This is a genomic window from Ulvibacterium sp. (assembly GCF_965248315.1).
Classification (GTDB): Bacteria; Bacteroidota; Bacteroidia; order Flavobacteriales; family Flavobacteriaceae; genus Ulvibacterium.
Genome location: NZ_CBDFIX010000002.1, coordinates 225,081 through 246,728, shown reverse-complemented (window position 1 = coordinate 246,728; position 21,648 = coordinate 225,081). Strand labels below are relative to the sequence as shown.

General features: G+C 41.4%; 11 protein-coding genes. 4 read left to right on the top strand and 7 right to left on the bottom strand.

What is annotated here, in order from left to right:
• Positions 1–55 precede the first annotated feature (55 nt).
• Both xylA and ACP2AF_RS02555 read right to left on the bottom strand, forming a co-directional pair.
• Positions 56–1,381: a xylose isomerase gene (gene xylA, locus ACP2AF_RS02560; RefSeq protein ID WP_425234677.1), complete on the bottom strand. Its 1,326-nt coding sequence runs from the start codon at positions 1,379–1,381 to the stop codon at positions 56–58.
• Positions 1,382–1,384: 3 nt separating this feature from the next.
• The gene (locus ACP2AF_RS02555) at positions 1,385–2,869 is read right to left on the bottom strand and encodes a xylulokinase (protein WP_425234676.1); all 1,485 of its coding nucleotides are present in this window, start codon (positions 2,867–2,869) and stop codon (positions 1,385–1,387) included.
• Between the two features lie 267 nt (positions 2,870–3,136).
• On the opposite strand from ACP2AF_RS02555, the gene ACP2AF_RS02550 reads away from it, so the two are divergent.
• The 4 genes from ACP2AF_RS02550 (at position 3,137) to ACP2AF_RS02535 (ending at position 9,681) form a co-directional block, all read left to right on the top strand.
• On the top strand, positions 3,137–3,898 hold the full coding sequence (locus ACP2AF_RS02550) for a hypothetical protein (protein ID WP_425234675.1): 762 nt from the start codon (positions 3,137–3,139) through the stop codon (positions 3,896–3,898).
• Positions 3,895–6,657 carry a TonB-dependent receptor gene (locus ACP2AF_RS02545; protein ID WP_425234674.1) on the top strand — a complete coding sequence of 921 codons (2,763 nt, stop codon included), beginning with the start codon at positions 3,895–3,897 and terminating at the stop codon, positions 6,655–6,657. Before ACP2AF_RS02550 ends, ACP2AF_RS02545 begins: the two co-directional genes overlap by 4 nt.
• 62 nt (positions 6,658–6,719) lie before the next feature.
• A complete protein-coding gene (locus ACP2AF_RS02540) occupies positions 6,720–7,865 on the top strand; it encodes a DUF4249 domain-containing protein (protein ID WP_425234673.1) in 1,146 nt (381 codons plus the stop codon).
• A 10-nt stretch (positions 7,866–7,875) separates the two neighbouring features.
• On the top strand, positions 7,876–9,681 hold the full coding sequence (locus tag ACP2AF_RS02535) for a hypothetical protein (RefSeq protein WP_425234672.1): 1,806 nt from the start codon (positions 7,876–7,878) through the stop codon (positions 9,679–9,681).
• A 3-nt stretch (positions 9,682–9,684) separates the two neighbouring features.
• Here the strand turns inward: ACP2AF_RS02535 and ACP2AF_RS02530 are convergent, their stop codons facing one another.
• The 5 genes from ACP2AF_RS02530 to ACP2AF_RS02510 form a co-directional block, all read right to left on the bottom strand.
• The gene (locus ACP2AF_RS02530; RefSeq protein ID WP_425234671.1) at positions 9,685–10,890 is read right to left on the bottom strand and encodes a hypothetical protein; all 1,206 of its coding nucleotides are present in this window, start codon (positions 10,888–10,890) and stop codon (positions 9,685–9,687) included.
• 109 nt (positions 10,891–10,999) lie between these two features.
• Positions 11,000–14,281, bottom strand: coding sequence for an FG-GAP-like repeat-containing protein (locus ACP2AF_RS02525; RefSeq protein WP_425234670.1), 3,282 nt, complete (start codon positions 14,279–14,281; stop codon positions 11,000–11,002).
• Between the two features lie 3 nt (positions 14,282–14,284).
• The gene (locus ACP2AF_RS02520) at positions 14,285–17,623 is read right to left on the bottom strand and encodes a VCBS repeat-containing protein (protein WP_425234669.1); all 3,339 of its coding nucleotides are present in this window, start codon (positions 17,621–17,623) and stop codon (positions 14,285–14,287) included.
• Positions 17,592–18,185, bottom strand: a complete 594-nt coding sequence (locus ACP2AF_RS02515) for a hypothetical protein (RefSeq protein ID WP_425234668.1) — start codon at positions 18,183–18,185, stop codon at positions 17,592–17,594. Before ACP2AF_RS02515 ends, ACP2AF_RS02520 begins: the two co-directional genes overlap by 32 nt.
• Complete coding sequence (locus ACP2AF_RS02510; RefSeq protein ID WP_425234667.1) at positions 18,163–21,486, bottom strand: VCBS repeat-containing protein; 3,324 nt, start codon at positions 21,484–21,486, stop codon at positions 18,163–18,165. Before ACP2AF_RS02510 ends, ACP2AF_RS02515 begins: the two co-directional genes overlap by 23 nt.
• Between the last annotated feature and the right edge of the window lie 162 nt (positions 21,487–21,648).

Sequence of the window (21,648 nt, the reverse complement as noted above, 5' to 3'; positions counted from 1 at the left end):
GCGTGTACATGCCATTGTAGAATTCTATACATAAAAGAAGGTCAAAAGGAAATTCTTAAATGTATTGATTAATGATGTTCTCGAATAATTCCTGTTTACCACTTTGCAATTGAAGCTCTCCGTTTTCTTTTGCGATTTCGTATAAATCTTTGAACTCTAATTTGCCATTTTCGAAATCTTTCCCTTTTCCGGAGTCATACGAACCATAACGTTCTTTTCGGAGCGTTGTGTATTGGGATGAGGAAATGATTTTATCCGCGGTAATCAAGGCTCGGGCAAAGGTGTCTGCTCCACCAATATGGGCATGGAATACATCTTCCATATCTGTGGAATTTCTTCTTATTTTGGCATCAAAATTAACACCTCCGCCTTGAAGCCCACCGGCTTGCAAAAATACTAACATAGCTTCCGTAACCTCTGTAAGGTTATTTGGAAATTGATCGGTATCCCATCCATTTTGATAATCGCCACGGTTGGCATCTACACTTCCCAACATACCATGGGCCGCGGCCATTTCCAGCTCGTGTTGGAAAGTATGGCTTGCCAAGGTGGCATGGTTGACCTCAATGTTCAGTTTAAAATCATCCTGTAGCCCATGCTGATGTAAAAACCCTACCACGGTGGCGGCATCAAAATCATATTGATGTTTCATGGGCTCCATAGGTTTAGGTTCTATGAAGAAGGTTCCTGTAAAGCCCTGTTTTCTGGCATAGTCCCGGGCCATGCCCAAAAAGCGACCCATATGGTCCAGCTCCCGTTTCATATCGGTATTCAAGAGCGACATATACCCTTCACGACCGCCCCAGAACACATAATTCTCACCATCCAGTGCAATTGTGGCGTCCAAAGCCAGTTTTATTTGTCCTCCTGCGCGGGCCAACACATTAAAATCAGGATTGGTAGAGGCACCGTTCATATACCTGGGGTTAGAAAAGCAATTTGCCGTTCCCCATAACAACTTAACCCCAGATTCGGCCTTTTTGCCTTTTATGTAATCTACAATTGTGGCCAATCTTTTTTCCGATTCGGCAAATGTGGAGGCTTCCTGGATCAGGTCAAAATCGTGAAAACAGAAATAATCAAAACCCATTTTAGTGATAAACTCAAAGGCGGCATCCGCTTTTGCCTTGGCCGCATCAACCGCATCGGAAGGCTGGTCCCAGGGAAAGTTCTGTGTTCCCGGTCCAAAGGGATCTGCCCCCTGTCCACAGAAGGTATGCCAATAGGCTATGGCAAATTTAAAATGTTCCCGCATCGTCTTTCCCGCAATGACCTGTTCGGGATTGTAGTATTTGAATGCCAATGGATTATCGGAATCCTTACCCTCAAATTTAATTTCCCCGATTCCTTTAAAATATTCCTTCTCTCCTATTAGTGCCATGTTTTACGAATTATTGATTAAGAGTTTTAGTTGTTGTTTCCATTTGTTGTAAGCAGATTCATATTCCGACCTATTTCTTGAAGGCTCAAACTTCATGAGATAGTCATTATCCATAATGTTCTTTCCAAAGGTTTTAAAATCGCCTTTATAAAGTTCACAAGCCCTGGCAGCACCAATAGCGCCAGTGGTATCATAGATTTCAATTTCTTGCCCTATAAGGGTAGCAATGGTTTCTGAAAAAATATCCGATCGAAAGAGGTTATCGTTACCAGCTCTAATTACTGTTGGGCGAATACCATCGGATTCCATAATTTCCATGCCGTAAACGAAGGAAAATGCAATACCTTCCAAAGCCGCCCTGCATAAATGCGCTTTGGAATGGTTGTTTAAATTTATGTTGGACATTTGTGTGCCCAAGGTCTTGTTGTCCAACATTCGCTCTGCACCGTTTCCAAAAGGATGTATCAGCACCCCGTCCGATCCAATGGGGACAGAAGCGGCCAAATCGTTCATTTCCGAATAGTCCGAAACATCTAGGTTGTTCATAAGCCATCGGTACTGTATCCCAGATCCATTGATACAAAGCAATTTACCTATTCTGTGATTTGAGACCGTATAATTCACATGGGCAAAATTATTCACCCTTGAACTCTCCTTTACGGATAGATTTTCAGTTATGGCATACACCACCCCCGAGGTTCCTCCCGTCGTTGCGACTTCCCCAGGGTTAAAGACATTTAGGGAAAGTGCATTGTTGGGTTGGTCTCCAGCACGATATAAGATAGGAGTGCCCGGTGCCAAACCGGATGCGGCGGCGCCTTCCTTTGAGACCTTGCCTTGAACGGAAAATGTTTCGGCCAGGTCAGGGACCTTTTTCTTGTCAATCCCATAATGTTCCAATAACCAATCCGCTATGCCATTATTTTTGAAATCCCAGAATATACCCTCTGAAAGGCCCGAAATGGTAGAACAGATTTCACCACTTAATTTATAGGCGACATAATCACCTGGAAGCATAAACTTGTATATCTTTTGGTAAACTTCCGGCTCATTGTCCTTTACCCATTTGAGTTTGGAGGCCGTAAAATTCGCCGGGGAATTTAACAATTGGGAAGCGCATTTATCATTTCCCAACGCGTCAAAAGCTTTCTGCCCTATGTTTACTGCCCTACTGTCACACCAAATAATGGAATTTCGTAGTGGAATACCATTTTCATCTACAACGACAAGACCATGCATTTGATAGGAAATGCCGATTCCGGTAACATCGTTGGGATCTAGGTTGTGTTTTTGGAGCAATGCTTTTGTGGCATTGCAGACATGTTGCCACCAATCGTCTGGATGTTGCTCCGCCCAGCCATTTTCTAAGGCTATCATGCCCATCTCAACCTTGGGTTCGCTGACCACATCCAAACTTTTTCCGGATGCAGTGGCTACCAGGGCGGCCTTTATCGAAGAACTTCCAATATCATATCCGATGGAGTACATACCACATTTTTTTGCGGGGTTTAAGATATTATTTTAGACTCGTTGTAGCAAATTCCTAGGAATTTATCTGTAAAAGTTTAGCGCATAATTATATTGCAATTTTGAATTTAGGATACGGCATGGCAGTAGAAGGTTGTCTTTTTACCTTGTTTCAGAAACTATAGCCCATTTTATTGTACAGGTTTTATATATGTCCTATGAATAATTGTGAAAAACCCCTATCTTAATTGAAAAATAAAAAATCGCTAAATCCCGGAAAACCCTGGTTTGAAAATCACGTACCCTACTCATTTCCTTCAGTTGTTATTTGCACTCTTTAGTATATGGTCACCATGTTTGATTTTTGGCCAAATATCCGAGGGAGACCCTTCCACATATGCTTGGTTCGATGATATGATAGGGCAAACCAATTCAGGAATATTTGAGGGCGTAGCCTATGCCGAAGAGTTTCGGGCCATTAACGATGAACATCAATTTTTTAAGGAACCCTATTTTGTTTTGGGTTCGGTAATCTATGATGGTGAACCCTATTTTGAGGTAAATTTGCGCTATGATGTGTATACTGATCAACTATCCATTAAAAATGAAAAATTGAGCAGATTGCCTATCACGGTATTGGATAAGGAAAAAGTAGCTGAATTTCAGATAGATCAACATCAGTTCAAACATTTAAGTGGAAAAGAAACTAAAGAGAATATTTCCGGTTTCTTCGAAATCCTACTGGAAAAGGACTCCCTAAGCTTGTTCAAAAAACATCGAAAGAAACGATTCAAGAGGACAGATGAAGAAGTTCTGTACTATGAGTTTAAGGATGGCTACACCTATTATTTAAGACTAGGCCTGGATTTTTACGTCCTAAAAAAAGCCAACGACCTTAACGGGATTTTTCCAAAGTACAAAAAGGAGGTAAAGGCCCTGCGCAATCGTTATGCTTCTTTAGGAAAATCGGATACCGATGCCTATATGAAATCCATTTTGTTAGACTTATCGGCTTTAATCTCCAATCAAAGCGATAAAGGAAGTCTATGAGATTCGTAACAACCATAGTGCTATTGCTTTTTTTCACGTTTTTAATGGGTCAGGAGGAGGAGCGGAAGGTATCCTTGGAAATCCAAAATAAATCAATTACCGAGCTATTGTCGGAAATAGAGCAAAAGACGGATTTTCAATTTTATTATGCGGAACAATGGCTGGATAGCACGGCTTTAAACAAGAGCTATGAAAATGAATCTGTTGAAACCATTCTAACCGATCTTTTTCAGGATACGCAAATCAATTTCTTTGTTACCAGGGACAATCGAGTTATTTTGACTCGCAATAATAGTATCTATGGAGATTTACCAGAAGGGTTCTTTACCAAACCGGCAAAGGTAGAGATTGAAGAAACACCTCGGGAAAATGTTTCGGCCGGACCCATTCTCCTGGGAAAACAAAATGATGGACCGGACAAGATTCTGGAAACCATACGAATAGGCAGGGAACGTAAAACCAATCGACAGGGCCAATTTACCCTTTCAGGTTATGTTACCAACACCAGTACGGGGGAACCCATTGCCAACCTAGCTATTGTTGTAAGGAGGCTGAATATCGGAGCGGTAACGGATAATACCGGCTTTTATGAAATTGAATTGCCATCCGGATTGAATGTATTGGAAACCAGTTCCATGGGCGTAGAAAGTTCGCAAAGAAATGTAATCATTTATGACAATGGTAGGCTCAACTTTAACCTTGAGGAGAATTTTGAACAACTGGACGAGGTTGTTGTGGCCGCCGATGCCACACGGAATGTTGAAGATACTTCAACAGGAAATACACGTATCGGTTCGGAAGCTTCAAAAAATGTTCCCTTGGTTCTAGGTGAACGGGATGTGCTTAAGATTGCTACTACCCTTCCCGGGGTATCCACCGCAGGAGAAGGTTCTGCAGGATTTAATGTAAGGGGAGGTAAGACCGATCAAAATCTTATCCTCCTGGATAATGGAGTAATTTATAACCCTACGCATTTCTTTGGTTTTTTTCAGGCATTTAACCCATTTGCCATAAATGATCTTAATATCTATAAAGGAAGTATTCCCGCCGAGTTTGGAGGTAGGTTGTCATCGGTTTTTGACATTAGTAGCAAGGATGCCAGTAACACCAAATTTAAAGGTGAGGTTTCGGTGGGTCCGGTGACTTCAAATGCCGTTGTGGAGATTCCCTTGGCCCAGGAAAAGGCCGGACTTATGGTAGGTGCACGTGGCGCTTATTCAGATTGGATTTTGCGTTCCTTGGACGAGGAGAACCTGAATAACAGTCAGGCTTCCTTTTATGATTTTATAACCAAGTACAACCATAAAATCAATGATAACAATGAACTAAGGGCAACTGCGTACTATAGTAGGGATATCTTTAGTATAACTTCAGATTCCTTGTTCGACTATAGCAATCGTTTGCTTTCCTTGCAGTGGAACCGTAAACTGAGCGAAAAAAGTTCCGGAACCTTGATGTTGAATAACAGTCAATATAAATTCAATATCGATTTTGATGGGAGCACAAATAGAAACTTTGAGCAAGGATTTCAAATAGATGAGACGGAGCTAAAGCTTCAATTGAAATATCTGCTTAACGAATCCCATACCATTGATTATGGAATTTCCGGAAAATTGTATTCGGTGCTTCCCGGGGAGATAGCCCCAAAAGGCTCCAATGATATCATACTGCCGTTGGCCGTTCCCGAAGAAAGAGCGTTGGAGTCAGCCCTTTTTGTATCGGATAATTACAAGGTCAATGAAAAATTGCAATTGGATTTAGGACTGCGTTATTCGTTTTACGCTGCATTGGGCCCTTCCACACAGCGAATATATCAGGAAGGAGTACCTAGGACCGATGCCAATGTGGCTGGCTCCGAAACTTTTGACAACAATGAGATTTTTGAGACCTATGGTGGGCCAGAGGCCCGTATCTCTGCAAGATATCTTTTAAATGACAGCCTATCCATTAAGGCAAGCTTCAACAACACCTATCAATTTATCCATACCCTATCCAATAATACCACGGTATCTCCCGTGGATACCTGGAAACTTTCGGATCGTAATATAGAACCTCAACAGGCCAACCAGTTTTCATTGGGGATTTATAAGAATATCAAGGATTATGAACTTAGTTTGGAAGGCTTTTACAAAAGGCAGAACAATATCATAGACTTCAAGACAGGAGCCCAACTGTTCCTCAACGAGAATATAGAGACCGAAGTATTGCAAGGAAAGGGAAAAGCATATGGAGTGGAATTATTGATTCGCAAGAACCGGGGAAAACTAAATGGTTGGCTGGGATACACCTATTCCCGTTCATTTTTTCAGTTGGATAGTGAATTTCCGCAGGAACGCGTAAACGACGGGGAATTTTTCCCGTCGAATTTTGATAAGCCCCATGATGTTAGCCTTGTATTAAATTATAAGCTTACTAGGCGATTTAGTTTTTCCGGTAATTTTGTGTACCAAACCGGAAGACCGGTTACATTTCCTGTTGGGAACTATGAGTTTAACGGAAACGAGTTTGTGCTTTACAGTGAACGGAACCAATTCCGGATTCCCGACTTTTATCGTTTGGATATAGGGATTAATATCGAGGGGAACCATAAAATAAAGAAGTTTGCCCACAGTTTCTGGACAATTTCCGTCTATAATGTTTTGGGCAGGAATAACCCATATTCTGTTTTTTTTGTTTCTCAGGACGGACAGATCGAAGCGCTACAAAGCTCCATTTTCACCATACCGATACCATCCATAACCTATAATTTTAGATTTTGAACTTATAATCGATGCATTCATCAATTAGAAATAAAAAACAACTATTTATACCATTCTTAGGTATGACAGTGCTATTATGGGTCTATGGTTGTACCGAACCTTTTGAGGGTACCGTTGAAGGTTTTGAGGATGTTTTGGTGGTCGATGCACTGATTACCAATGAAAACAAGCGACAGGAAGTACGTTTGACCCGGTCTTTTCGTTTTGATGAAGATGGTCCCCAAGCCGAAGAAAATGCCAATGTTACCATTGAGGATGGGGACGGGGGGCAGTTTGTATTTGAGGAAGAGGAGCCCGGAATCTATTTGTCCAACCCTCCGTTCGCCGCGGAAATGGGCAAGACCTACAGTCTATCCATAACCACAGATGATGGTAGATCCTATCGCTCGGATACCATGCAACTGCCAACAGCTACTACTACAATAGACGAATTGCACGCGGAACGGACCACCAATGATCAAGGTGAAGAAGGCATGGGCATCTTCGTGGATACTTTTGACCCCTCCCGGCAGTCCAATTATTATAGATACGAATATGAGGAAACTTTTAAGATAATAGCACCTCTTTGGGGCCCCAATGATGTAGTATTCGTTATTCAGCTCTCCACGGGCCCTGTGTTTGAAATAATTTTACGTGAGCGGGAAGAACGGACCTGTTATGGTACGGATAGGGAAAAGACTATTGAAGTTGTCAACACCTTAAATCTTTCCGAGGATAGATTGAGCCGTTACCCCGTAAGATTTATCAATCGCAACAATTATATCCTGTCGCACCGCTATAGTATTTTGGTTAGGCAATATGTGCAGACACCGGAAGCATTTGACTATTATGAGGCTCTTAAGGGGTTATCACAATCTCCTAATAGTGTTTTCACCGAGGATCAACCGGGCTTCTTGCCAGGGAATATCTTTTCGGTGGATAATGAGGATGAGAATGTTGCTGGGTTTTTTGAGGTTGCCGCCATAGACGAAAAACGGTTATTCTTTAGTTATGAGGACTTTTTTCCAGGAGAGGAGTTGCCTCCTTACATTCAGGAATGCACCGGTTCCCCTGCTTCTGGAGAGGATCTCAAGGGAATATTGGACCGGGGTAACAGTGTGCTTTATAAATTTGACCCAAGTCAAGGCGGTTACTTAATGACCCCAAGTGCATGTGGGGATTGTACCGCTTTAGGCAGCAATAAGGTGCCGGATTTTTGGATAGAATAATTTTTGTCCCATGAAACGTTTATTATGTATTTTATTGATATGGTTTACAACCCCTGCCATAGGGCTGGGCCAGGTTGCCCTAAAGACAAATGATCAGATAAATGGTTTTAAGACCGTTCCCCAAGAAGGTATCTTTGTCCATGTAAATTCCTCTCTGTTCTTAACAGGCGAATATCTCTATTACAAGGTATATTGTTTGGAGCGTGGAAGCGGGGGTTTAAGCAAGCTAAGCAAAATTGCTTATGTGGAATTGATCGGCACTGGAGGCAAAGTCGTTTTTAAACATAAAATTTTATTGGAAAATGGGGTTGGCCATGGCGATTTCTTCGTACCTACCGATATCGTTTCGGGAGGTTATACATTAGTGGCCTATACGAGTTGGATGCGAAATCAGGACCAAGCGGATTTTTTTCAGGGTAATGTTGCGATTATAAACCCTTATATGGCCAATCAAGATGTACAAGGGAAACTAGTATCCTCAGAGTTCAATTCCCAGGGGAAGCCCTTGCAATTAAACAATGGAGCGGTTTCCCTGGCAAATAAGGCTACCCCTACAAACATATCACCTTTAAGCCTAATGATTCCGGACAAAAGATTTAAAAAACGCGAAAAAGTATCCCTTTTGTTTCACAATAAGGATCAGAGCGAAACCTTAGAAGGCAACTATTCCATTTCCGTTAGAAAAAAGGATAGTCTTCCGGCATCGGCACAATCAGGAATGCTAGATTTTTTTGAAAAGAATCATGCTTCCAACGTAAAACCTTTGGCCGCAATTGGAGATACCATTTATCTCCCCGAACTACGCGGAGAACTGTTTTCGGGTAAGGTCATTGCACTTCAAGAGAACAGATCCATTCAGAATTTAAAGGTTGCGCTATGCATTCCAGGGGAGGACTACTTTTTTGAAGTAGTAGAGACTGACGAATTGGGAAATTTTCATCTAAATATAGACGGTTACCATTCTGGGGAGAAGGCTGTTGTACAGGTTTTGGCTGTTAATTCGGAAGGATATGAGGTTCGGTTAAGGGAGCAGAAACCTTTAGACCATTCCAAATTGGTTTTTGCGGGGATAAGGATTGACTCATCAATGCGAGAGAAGATTCTACAACGAAGTATTCATAATCAAATCGAAAACTCCTATTTTCAATTTCGACCGGACTCTATCTTGTCCAATCCACTAAGACAGTTTTCGGACAACAAAGAAAAAGAAGTGTATCTACTGGACGATTACGTACGTTTTAAAACGGTACGTGAAACCATTGTGGAAATTATTAAGGATGTTTCCCATAAAAGGGTGGACAGGGACAATGAAGCCATACGTATAAAAGGGTTCGATTACACCCAAGTTGCGGATTTACCTCCGTTGATCCTAATGGATGGCTGTCTAATACAAGATAATAATGCCCTTCTGGAGTTCGATGCCCGTACCATTGAAGCCATGACCGTATTGAGGCATAGACTTGTTTTTGGACCCGAAGTATTTCAGGGTGCCCTGATTATAAGGACCAAGGCGGGTGATGGTTATGAACAGTTTCAAAAGAATAGCGCAATTTTGATGGAAGAAATTATGAAGCCCCAACCGAACAAGAAATACTTTGTACAACAATATGACGGAATAAATCCTGCGGATTCCAAATACCGTCTACCAGATGATCGCTTACAATTACTTTGGATTCCAAAATTCAATTTGAGGGATGGACAGACCCAATTGGATTTTTTTACCTCTGATGTGACCGGAGAGTTTGAAATCCATTTGGAAGGGCTTACTTATGACAACAGACCAGTTTCCATCCGAAAATCAATGTATGTGGATTGAAACTTATTGCAAACCTCTTGTCCAACCATTAGCCCAATCGGGTTTTAGGGCTTCGTTCCCAGCACCTATAGTCATATTTTCTTGATAAAATCCGGGATTGGTACCGGTGTAATTGGTCGGAACAAAATCTGTTGCCGGATTATCAAATTGGATGGAATCGATTTGTAGATTACCTAGGTCTATCTGATTTGAAGCCGCCGGTCCTTCAACATTGATTCCTAATTGCATGCCCGTTGTATGGACGTTGGTGAGCACATAACTCCCCCCTGCTTCGGAATAGTTCAACCCTTCTTCAAAAGTGGGTCCCACCAGACTGATATTACGTATGGTATCCGTAACAATGGGATTGGGACTTTCTACTAGTTCATTGCTGGCAATTTGGATTCCGGCCTTGGAAACACCGGACAAGTACCAGGAATCTCCATTCCCGCTCCAATCATTGGTCACGGCTATGCCATTTCCCGCGGCATTGGTAACGACAAGTCTTTCTGCATCTGCATTGCCCCCAATGAACCGGATTCCGTTTCCCAGACTTTCATAGGTCTGCACATTGGTGACATTTGTAAATGCACCCACTCCGTAAAGGGCAATACCGTCAAAATTTTGTTGATTTTCAGCTACGGCACCAGCATATTCAATTCGTAAATAGTTAAGCCCTCCGGATGTATCCTCTAACTCGGAGCCTCCATAAAAAATATCAATAATATCCGATCGGCCAACCTCACCGGTGTCAATTGGAGCTTTACCACAAATGATAATCCCTCCCCAATCACCAGGCGCTGGATTTTCTGCACCGGAAGTGATGATCACCGGGTTTTCCGGCTGTCCAAACGCAAATAGTATACCGCCTTGGGCCACTGCAATATAGGCACCTACTCCGGGATCCGCTTTGATTACCGTTCCTGCCGGAATGGATAAACCTGCCTTGTCCCTTATAAGATATGGGCCAGTAAGTCGATATTCCACACTTGGATCAAGTTGTAAGTCGCTTACAAGTTCACCTTCCAATATACCTATACTTTCCAAAGGGCAAAAACCAGGACATACACCTCCACAGTCCACAGTGATTTCATCCCCATTAAGGATACCATCAAAACAGGTTAGGACAACTTCATTATCATCTACTGGATTATCGTCGGAACATGAAATGATTAGAAAAAAAAATAGTACTACAAAAACACTTTTTGGGAGATAGGGTCCTATGTACATTTTAAAAGGGAACAAGGGTATCGGTTTTACAATTCCTGTGAATAAAAGATACCACTTTTCCTATTAAGCGCGTACCTATTTTTAGTTGAAATATTTAAAATTTATAGGTCTAGGGCATTATTAGATTAAAAGTGTATGCTGGGCCATCATTTGAGACCACCAAAAATGTATCCTCATCAATTTTTAGTATCTGTCTGGCATTTATAGCAGGGGGTAAGGGCAAATAATCCGTAAAGTTGAATATGCCGTCTTCCCCATAAGTAAGTATCCCTCCTGAATTTGAACTGCTTTGACCTAGTTCCGTGGTATAGTCCAGATAATTGCCCACAAATACTATGCTCTGGTTTTCACCTTGGTGGGCATCCACAAGAAAATCTTCAATGCTACTCATTTGGGCCTCCTTAGGCAAGGATATACCTTGAAATGTACTATCCTCTTGGATAAAGGCCATGGATTTAAGTTCATATATGGTTTTGGTTTCTAGGATATCCTTTTCCTGCCACCCTGTCAAATCCGTAATGGCACTTATTTTTGAAAACTCCTTATAACCCAAAAATCGCTTCTTTAGGGAGGGAAGTTGCTGGGCCAATCGGTCTTTGGAGGCAAAGGGTACGTAGTCTCCAAAGAAATCATAAAAAATAATGGGATCTGGTTGGGTATTTTCGTCAAAATCATCGACATATAATTTTAAAGGGCGCTCCTGTGAGGCCTTGAACTTCATATTCAGGCCAGCATTACCTCCTAAAATGTCGTTTTTGCCATCCCCATTCAAGTCCGTCACCCATATTGTATTCCACATACCGTGAGTCTTGTTCAAACCATAGGCTTTTGTCTTATCCACAAACTTGGAATCCCCTTGGTTTATAAGAATGGTGATGGGCATCCAGTCTCCAACGAGCACGAGGTCCAAAAGATCGTCATCATTTATGTTGGCCCATTGACTATCCGTTATCATACCCATACTGGACTGTGCCACTACTCTAAAACTACCTTTGCCATTGTTCTCCAGGATGTAGCTAGTTGGGGATAGACCATATCCACCGGGAATGGAACGGTTACCGATAAAGAGGTCCGTAAACCCATCCCCGTTGAAATCTCCTGAAGATACACTTCCCCCATTGGTCCTGATCAAATCGATTTTAAGTCGGCTAAATGTGCCTTTCCCATCATTGATATAGATACGGTCTTCCAGATACGGATCACCTTCTACTTTTTCATTCCCTCCACTCATCACGTAAAGATCCAAATCGCCATCATTATCCAAATCAAAAGCAGTGGCGTCTACATCTTCATATTCAATGTCCTTGATGAATTCACTTTTTCTATCCTTTAAGAAGGTCCCATTCCTTTGCTGTATAAAAAGCGAAGGAGATTGATATTTTGATGATCCCACAAAAATATCGTCCCGTCCATCGCCATTGAAATCCGCTTTGAGCAGGCAGGGCCCTTCCGAAGATAGTTTTTCCGGGATTAATATCTCACGTTCATAATCCAGATAGTTGTTCTCAATATGTACATATGGAAAAGTGGCAACCTTGCTATCTGGTTCATCCTTAGAGCTTTCATTTTCCAAGAGGGTTCTCGTGGCATTTCTTTCTATGGTGTGGTGTTGGTTAATGACCAGGTCCATTTCTATCTGTTCCTTTCCGTCCAACCACTGAATCTTAACGGAATCAATTTTTTTAGTAGGCCCAAGCCCAAAATGCAATCTATGCGAAGAGGAGGATTGAAATCCCTTGGTGGTTGCAAGCTCTCTATAGAATGTCTTGCCATTGGCATAGAGGTACAGTTTTGAACCAGAAGGGTTTTTGTATGTTTCATCTCCCTTCAATTCAAATGAGACGAAATTATTATTGGCTTGATTTGAGCTTCTATTTTCAAGTACAAAGGCCTTTTGATTAATATTATTGACAACAATATCCAGATCGCCGTCGTTATCCAAATCACTATATGCTGCCCCGTTGGAATACGAAGGTTGGAGTCCGGATGCGTTGGTAAGCCTTTCAAATTCCAAGATCCCTTTATTGCGAAAAAGTACATTGGGGATATTAATGGTGGGCATTTGGTAAATCAACTTTTTCTCAATTTCATTTTGCTTGGTCTGGTCATATTTCGCAAAATCTACATTGCTCAGATAATTGATGTAGTTGAGGTCATTGGGGCGTTTGTAAATGCCATTGGTTACGTAAATGTCCAAAAGGCCATCATTATCAAAATCCTGGATCAATGGGGACCAACTCCAATCTGTGGCGTAGGTTTCCGTCATCAAAGCTATGTCAGAGAAAGATTGGTTATCCCTGTTTAGCTGAAGTGTATTTCTCGCATATTGGGTGCCGAAACCAAAATTATTTTTGATTTGGCTTACTTTATCGGAATCTTCTCCTCCGGATTTCAAGAAAATTTCATGATCAAAAGGCATCATGTCCAAGGTGAAAATATCAGGAAGCAGATCATTGTTTATGTCGGCTATATCCACGCCCATTGTAAATCGGGCGGTATGGTTTAGAGATGCATCCCTTGATTCCTTAAAAGTTCTATCTCCTTGGTTGATATAAAGATAATCGTCCTCATGAAAGTCGTTGCCTATATAAATGTCCATGAAACCGTCTTTGTTGATATCAGCAGTAGTAATGGCCAATCCATATCCTAAGGCACTGCTGTAGATGCCCGATTCATCTGTGACATCAATGAAGTTTGCCTTGCCTTCATTCAAAGTATTTTCGAAGAATCGGTCGCCGGCAAGTGAATCCTTTTGTTGCCGAATGCTTATGTTGCCATAACTTCTGGGGGTGTGGATGGAGTGGTTCATCAGGTACATATCCATGTCACCATCGTTGTCGTAATCAAAAAAAGAAGCCTGAGTGGAAAACCCTGAAAAATCAAGACCATATTGAGACGACGATTCCGTAAAGGAATTATTGCCATTATTGATATAGAGCAAATTATGTGCTTTAAGATTTTTATAATCTCCGACTTTAGAAACGTAAATATCTAGAAATCCATCATTATTGATATCTTCCATAGTCACACCGGTAGACCAAGTTGAGTCCAATACCATGCCCGCTTCTTCGGTTATATCCTTGAACTTTAGATTTCCTAGATTTAGGTAGAGCCTGTCCGGAGTTTGGTTTGCGGACAGATAGATATCCTCTAGACCATCATTGTTTATATCGCCGATGGCCACCCCACCTCCATTGTAGTAGTAGAGATATTCAATGATATTAAGGTCATCATTATGGTGCAGATTATTTGAAAAATCCACACCGCTACTGTCCGAGGGAACGCTGTGGAAATAAATCGCCGCTCTTTCGGTAGGAACCTCTTTTTTAGTTTCCGAGCAACCCACTAAAAGTAGGAAAGTTATGACGAAAACACCTAGTGCGTATCTCATGTCTTAAAATTTAAAAAGAACCAAAGAGTCCCTATTTCTAGCGACAATGAGTTGTTGACCATCTATCACCATATCACGGATTTCTCCCTTTACGTTAAAACCGTTTCCGCTCTCCCGATTTATAAATTTCATGGCTCCCAAGTTTTCCAAATAAACACCGTAGGAGGCGTCATACCGACCCACTTCGGGTTTTACGTTGTATAGGTTTCCTCCCAGAACAATATCTTGATCTCCGTCCTTGTCAAAGTCATGGGTTGTGATCGCATAAGTAGTCGAAAACTGCGCCTCTATGGGGAGTTCCTGAACCTTGAAATTGAAATCCCCTTCATTTGTTAATACTACGGATGAAAGAATGTTCGCCTCCAAACGGTAGGCCCCCTCCATTTCTTGAGGTGAGAACATGTCTGTAATGGATGCATTTTTAAAGGATTGGTAGTTGGGAAATTTCTTGTTGAGGACTTTCATCTGTTCTATTAAGTTATGTCGAAGTGCATAGGGGTAATCTTTTCCATCGTCCCTACGGAAAGTAAGAATGGGGTCTGTAAAGCCGTTGCCATCAAAATCCTTGGAGTATAGGGTTATCGGATTTTCAGCACTTGCCTCGAATCGGCTATTAAGACCATGGTTGCCCAATATGAAATCCATATCCCCATCATTGTCCAAATCTGCTGAGTGAATGGTGTTCCACCATCCCTTTAAATCTGCAAGCTTGTTATTGGCTTTTCTACTAAACCTTCCTTTTTCATTTACTAATAGTTCAATTCCCATAAATTCACCGATTACTATTAGATCTTGATCACCATCGGCATCCAAATCTTGGAATTGGGCATCGGTAATCATCCCTATTCCCTCCAGTTCCGGGGCTTGTTGACCAGTAACCTCCGTGAAGTTTCCCTGACCATCATTTTGGAGTAAAAACCCCGAACAAGGCGAACCATATTTAAGGGGAATTATCCGTTCGCCCACAAAGAGGTCCTGATCTCCATCACCGTCCACGTCTGCAGCCCGTACAATGGAAGTACTATGGAATGATCCCTTAACGGGAAGTTGTTGTTTGGATAGGGTAAAAGTTCCGGCACCATCGTTCAAATAAAGACGGTCTGAGAAATCAGCCGAAAACTGGGAATACTCAATACCACCACTGCATACATAGAGATCTAGATCCCCATCGTTGTCCGCATCGAAGAATAAACTGCCCATGTCTTCGGATTCACTGTTCTTATCAAAATCATTGGTTATTTTTTGGATTGGTTTATCCTGGGTTCCTAGGAATAATGTAGCCGGGTTGCCCTTAGATCCGCCAATGAACAAATCTTTTCGGCCATCTTTGTTTACGTCGGCCATGGAAACCTTTGGCCCTTCCGTGCTCCACATGTGGTTGAGCAAACGATCCCTATCAAAATCCACGAAACGATTTTCACGATGCTCGTAGCCGTTATCCCAATCCAATTTTTCGAATATCTTCTTAACAGCTTCCGTGTTTTTTCTTTCTATTGTTCCAGCCTCCTTTTCATAAAGCGTCAAAGTTTGATTAACATTAACATCATTCAGCTTGGTAATCTTGCCCGAAGGCCAGGTTATGGTAACGGCAACAGGGTCATCGGTCTTTAGCCCAATATTGGTACGAATATCCATACTCGATTGAAAACCACGTACCGGCTGGTTTTCTATTGCAATGGAATAAGGTTCGATTTTTATTTTTGAACCGATGGCATTTGTATTTTTATTTTCCCCTTTTAAGTCAAATTTGAGATAATGTACCTGTCCAGAATCCATAGTGGTATTTTGATAGACAAAGGACTCCATATTGAGATTGTTCACTACCAGATCCAGATCCCCATCATTATCCAGATCCCCATAGGCTGCTCCATTTGAAAAGCTCTCTTGTAATAGACCTGATTGCTCGTAAATCTCGAAATTAAGTTTACCTAAATTTTTATAGGCATGGTTTTTCACTTTGTTGGAGGGAATGATCTCTATCAACTTTGCATAATTGATAGTATCATTGCTGATCATAGATTTTAAAATTTCCTCGTTGGAAAGGTATAGGAGGTAGTCCTGATCAGTAAGGTCTCTATAAACCCCATTCGCTATAAACAGATCCTTAAAACCGTCATGGTCCATATCAAATATAAGGGCGCCCCAACTCCAGTCGGAAGCCTCGACACCACTTAACCGCCCAATTTCGCTAAACGAATTGTTAGCATTGTTCAGTTGAAAGGTGTTTCTTGTGAACTGGTGGTAATACCCGCTTTTGAGGTTCAATTGGTATTTGTTCCAATCCTCAAAAGTAGTTACCGTTTTAAGGCGATCATAGTCCGAAGGAAGCATCTCGGTGACAAAAATATCGTTGTGACCATCATTGTTAATGTCTGCCATATCCGCACCCATGGAAGCTACACTTGTAGCCGTAATCTGATTTTCGAGCTGCTCGGAAAATGTACCATCCTGATTATTGATGTAGAGGTAATCCCGTTCAAAAAAATCATTGGATACGTAAATGTCTTCCCATCCGTCATTATTTACATCACCGACGGTAACCCCTAAACCAAAACCTATAACGCTACCATAGATACCGGCCTTTTCACTTACATCCACAAACTTACCGTCTATGTTCTCCATTAATTTATCGCCCCCTAGAACGTCCCTTTTATTCCGTTGGTTCAGCTTTAGATCAAAACCTCCAATGGCCTTATAGGAGTTATTCAGGATATAGGCATCCAAATCCCCATCCTTGTCGTAATCAAAAAATGAGGCATGTGTGGAAAAGCCTTTGTCATCTAAATTGTATTCGGCGGCCATTTCCTTGAAGGTTGTATCTCCTTGATTTATAAAAAGTTCATTTTGTTTATTTTCCCCATTTAAATCACCGGAATTGCAGACATAGATATCAAGATAACCATCTGCATTAATATCTACCATTGCTACTCCTGTAGACCAAGGTTTTGTTCCTCCTACCATAGATCGATCCGTGATGTCCTCGAATTTAAAATTCCCTTTGTTCAGAAAGAGTCGGTTCTTTTCTTGATTGGCGATAAAATAAATATCCGGAAGGCTATCATTGTTAATGTCCCCAATAGCAACACCGCCACCGTTGTAATAATTACGGTATTTGTAAACGTTGAACTCATTGTCATAAGCTAGTTTGTTGGTAAAATCGATACCTGTAACAGATTCATCAAGCAATTGAAAAACTTTTTTTGGCTCGGTTTGATTCTTAATAGCAGTTTCCGAGGTACAAGATGTTATAATACATAATAGCATCGGTACTATGCCCAATTGTGCAAATTTTCCTGTTGAAGCGTTTTTTTTATTCCTTATCCAAAACATATCTAAGGTCATCTATTTTAGCCTTTACTATTCGGTTGTCATCCAAAGGTTTAATGGTTATCCTACGGTTTCCGTCCACCTTTACCAATAACTCGGTCGAGTCCTTTTTGAGGGAAACCCGAATAAAATCATTTCCGGGATACCATTTTTCCAAGGAGTCCTTGACCGCTAAAAGCAATTGATCGGATTGTAAGGGTTTGCTCCATATCGCCCAAGCGTCATAATAGAATTGAAGTTTCATTCCGGTCATAATGGTCTTTCCTTCATCAAAATCGCCATAGAAGAGCATAGTCATGTCCTTTTCTGGATCGGACGTTGTCTTTTTAGGCAAAGGGTATTTGACAAATGGGAAAATTTCGCTGTGGGTCACCTTTTTCTCTCGATTCAAATTCCAACAGATTTCAAAAAAATCCTTCCGGGTTTGCCCCAACCGAAGCCCAAGAAAAAGGGAGTCGTGGATTACGCCACTGGCAAGTTCCTTTTTTACCATACTTGTGTACTTACTTTCGGAGCAACCCATAAGTACCATGAAAATGAAAGTGCCAAATACTTTAGCGATCATTTTTGAACTCATAAAATCTGGTTTTTCCATTATTTATCGAAGCTATTAACACTTTTTTAGTGCCCGTGTCTATCCATTCTAGATTTCTAATCTGTCCTTTGATTCTCAACGGAAACACTTCGGGAGGATTGTTAGTATTGGTATAGGGTCCAAAGATAGCCCATCCTGTTGAAGCATCATACCTTCCAAACTGAGGTTTGACCAAATATTGATTGCCTCCAAAGAAAAGATCGATATGGCCGTCTTCATTTATATCGGTAGACGTGATTGTGTATACCGGGGCATATTGAATTTCACTTGGGAGTCTTGTGGGGAAATACTTTTCATTTTCATGAATGAAAACAGTACTTTCAATCATTTTAAGATCAAAAGAGATAGCGTTTTTTAGTTGCTCTTTCGTGAATATGGAAGAGATATCTGCCTTGGCATAATCCTTATAATACAGCAATTTTTTCTTGAGATCCGGTATTTGGGAGATTAACTCATCTTTATCCGCAATGGGATAATACTTGCCATTTGAAAACTGACATATGATCTGTTCTTGAAATCCATTGCCATCAAAGTCATGGACAAACATCTTCATATTTGGTCTTAAAAAACTATTTTGTCCAATATTTCCGGCAACGATATCCATATCCCCGTCACGGTCAATATCGGCCACTTCCAAGGATGTCCAGAGCCCGGAAGAATCTCCCATTCCGTATGCTTCGGTCTTATCTACTAATTTGCCTTTTTCATTCAAGAAAATCTTTACGGGCATCCATTCGCCAAGTACTACAAGGTCCTCCCAACCGTCATTGTTCAGGTCGCTCCAATGGGCATTGGTAATCATGCCTAAATTGATGAAACCTTCTTCCTCTAAGGTTGTGAATTCCCCTTTCCCATTGTTCTCGAGAAGATAACCGGTACCCGGCAATCCATAGAGATTGGTTTTATAGCGTTCCCCAACAAAAAGATCCATATCCCCATCCTGGTCATAGTCCGAAGCCGCCACCGTGGACGAGCTTAGGGTCTTTGGAAATTGAAGGCTAGTTTTGGATTTGACAAAGGCACCCTCATTATTTTTATAGTAGGCATCATTGAGGGCTACGGAATAGGGCGAAAAAGCCTTACCGCCATGACAGACATAAAGGTCTAAATCTCCATCATTATCACCATCAAAAAATAAAGCATCCGTATCCTCGGAATTGGAGTCCTCTCCAAAAGGGGCATCCATTTGGTGATATCCTGTTCGGGAGGAAATGAATAGCCTTCCCGTTTGATTTTTAGCACCTCCTACGAAAAAATCAAGCTTTCCATCTTTGTTGATATCGGCCTTGGCAAAGGCCGGGCCCTCGTTACTGCTCATCTGGGTAAGTAACCGTTCATTGTTGAAGTCTACATAATTGTTTTCCTTATGTTTAAAATCGAAAAATGGCGAAACTTCTTCTAGTATTGTTGGAGCTATAGCATCAAAAGAAGGTGTTGGCGGATACATTCCAAGATGTACGGGCTGCTTAAAAGAGTATGCTTTATTGGTGGCAAGATTCGTATACGTTGAAATTTTTCCATCGGGCCATTGGATCCAAAGGGAATCTACTTTTTCCTTGTTTCCGACTCCAAAATGGACGCCGTACGGAACGCTGCTTTGAAAACCCCTTGACACGTAATTTTCGCCATGGGCATATTGGTCGTTCCCATATTTGATGGTGGCTTTTGTACCAATTACTGGCATGCGACCGGTGGAATCCATTAGTTTTAAGGTAATGCTTCTGTTCGCGAGCGTATCTGTGGTGTTCTCATATACAAAGGAAGGCATGTTCACATTGTTTATCACTAAGTCCAAGTCGCCATCGTTGTCCAAATCGCCATAGGCACTTCCATTGCTAAAACTAGGAGTGCCCAAGCCCCATTCATAGCTAGTTTTTTGGAATTTTAGATTTCCCTGATTGGCATAGACGGCATTTGGCACGGCTTGGGAAGGAATGGCGTCGATTAAGGTGGTTATTACATTTTTTTCATTTTTTTGAATTCTGTTTTTTATGGCCTCCTCATTAGCCTGATAGGCCAAATAGTCGCGATCTAGCAAATCCTTATAAATGCCGTTACTGATAAAGACATCCCTTAGGCCATTGTTGTCCATGTCAAATAAAAGGGCTCCCCAGCTCCATTCGGAACCGGATACACCCGCCAATCTTCCAGTTTCCAAAAACTGTTCGCCTCCAAGGTTTTTTTGAAGGGTATTACGAGGGAATTGATGAAAATAGCCTTGTTCTCGAGCCATGGTATATTTGTCCCAGGATTCAAAAAGAGTCTTGGTTTTTTGGCGCTCAAGATTTTCGGGCAACATTTCGGTAACAATGAGTTCGGACAGAAGGTCGTTGTCCAAATCGGCCATGTCCGCACCCATAGAACCCATGGAGATGGATTGAAAATAGTTTTCCAACTCTTCTGTGAACCCTCCTAATGTATCATTGATATAGAGATAGTCTCTTTCAAAAAAATCATTGGATATAAAAATATCCGTCCAATTGTCCTGGTTGAAATCGCCCAAGGTAATTCCTAAGCCAAACCCTATCTTACTACTATAAATTCCAACTTCCTCAGTAATTTCGGTAAAAACTCCATTGTCGTTTCTAAGAAATTTGTTTCCGCTACCACTTTCATCGGGAATGGTCCGTTGGTCTTTAATCAAGTCAAATGCACCCACGGAACGAAGCGAATTGTTCAGGATATAGGCATCCAAATCCCCATCCTTATCGTAATCAAAAAAAGCGGCGTGTACGGAGAGCCCCTCAATATCCAACCCATACTTTTTGGAAGATTCGATAAAGGTTACCTGTCCTGATCCCGCCTGACCGTCGGGCAGGTCTGTTGTACCCCTGTTTATAAAAAGTTCGTTATGTCTATTGCTGCCTTCCGGCTTTCCGGATTTGCAGACATACAAATCTAGAAGACCATCGCCATTTACATCCACAAACGTAGCTCCTGTAGACCAAACACCAGGACAGGCGACACCTGCGTTTTCAGTAATGTCCTCAAATTGCCAGTTGCCCTTATTTAAAAATAATCTATTATCTACCATATTCCCGGTAAAATAGATATCCTCCAACCCATCATTATTGATGTCCCCGATGGCCACCCCTCCACCATTGTAAAAATTACGGTACAAGTATGGGTTAAATTCCTCGTCGTAGATCAATGTATTTTCAAAGGAAATTCCAATGGTTGTGTCCTTAAGCACAAATAGAGGAGTCTCTACTTCTGACTTTTGGTCTTCATTCCCACAAGAGATAAATAACAAAAGGATTCCGAATATTATAAACTGCCTCATCTAATAAACACGCTCTTTAAAGGCTTAAAACTGGAAAAAAATGGTTCTGCAAAGATACGCATCCAAAGGTGTATAAACCATGGATTCCGATAGAAGGTCGGAGTAGGCCTGCCTGTCGGTTTGCATGCCTATGGTATGCAAGGCAAGTTATACCCAATTTAT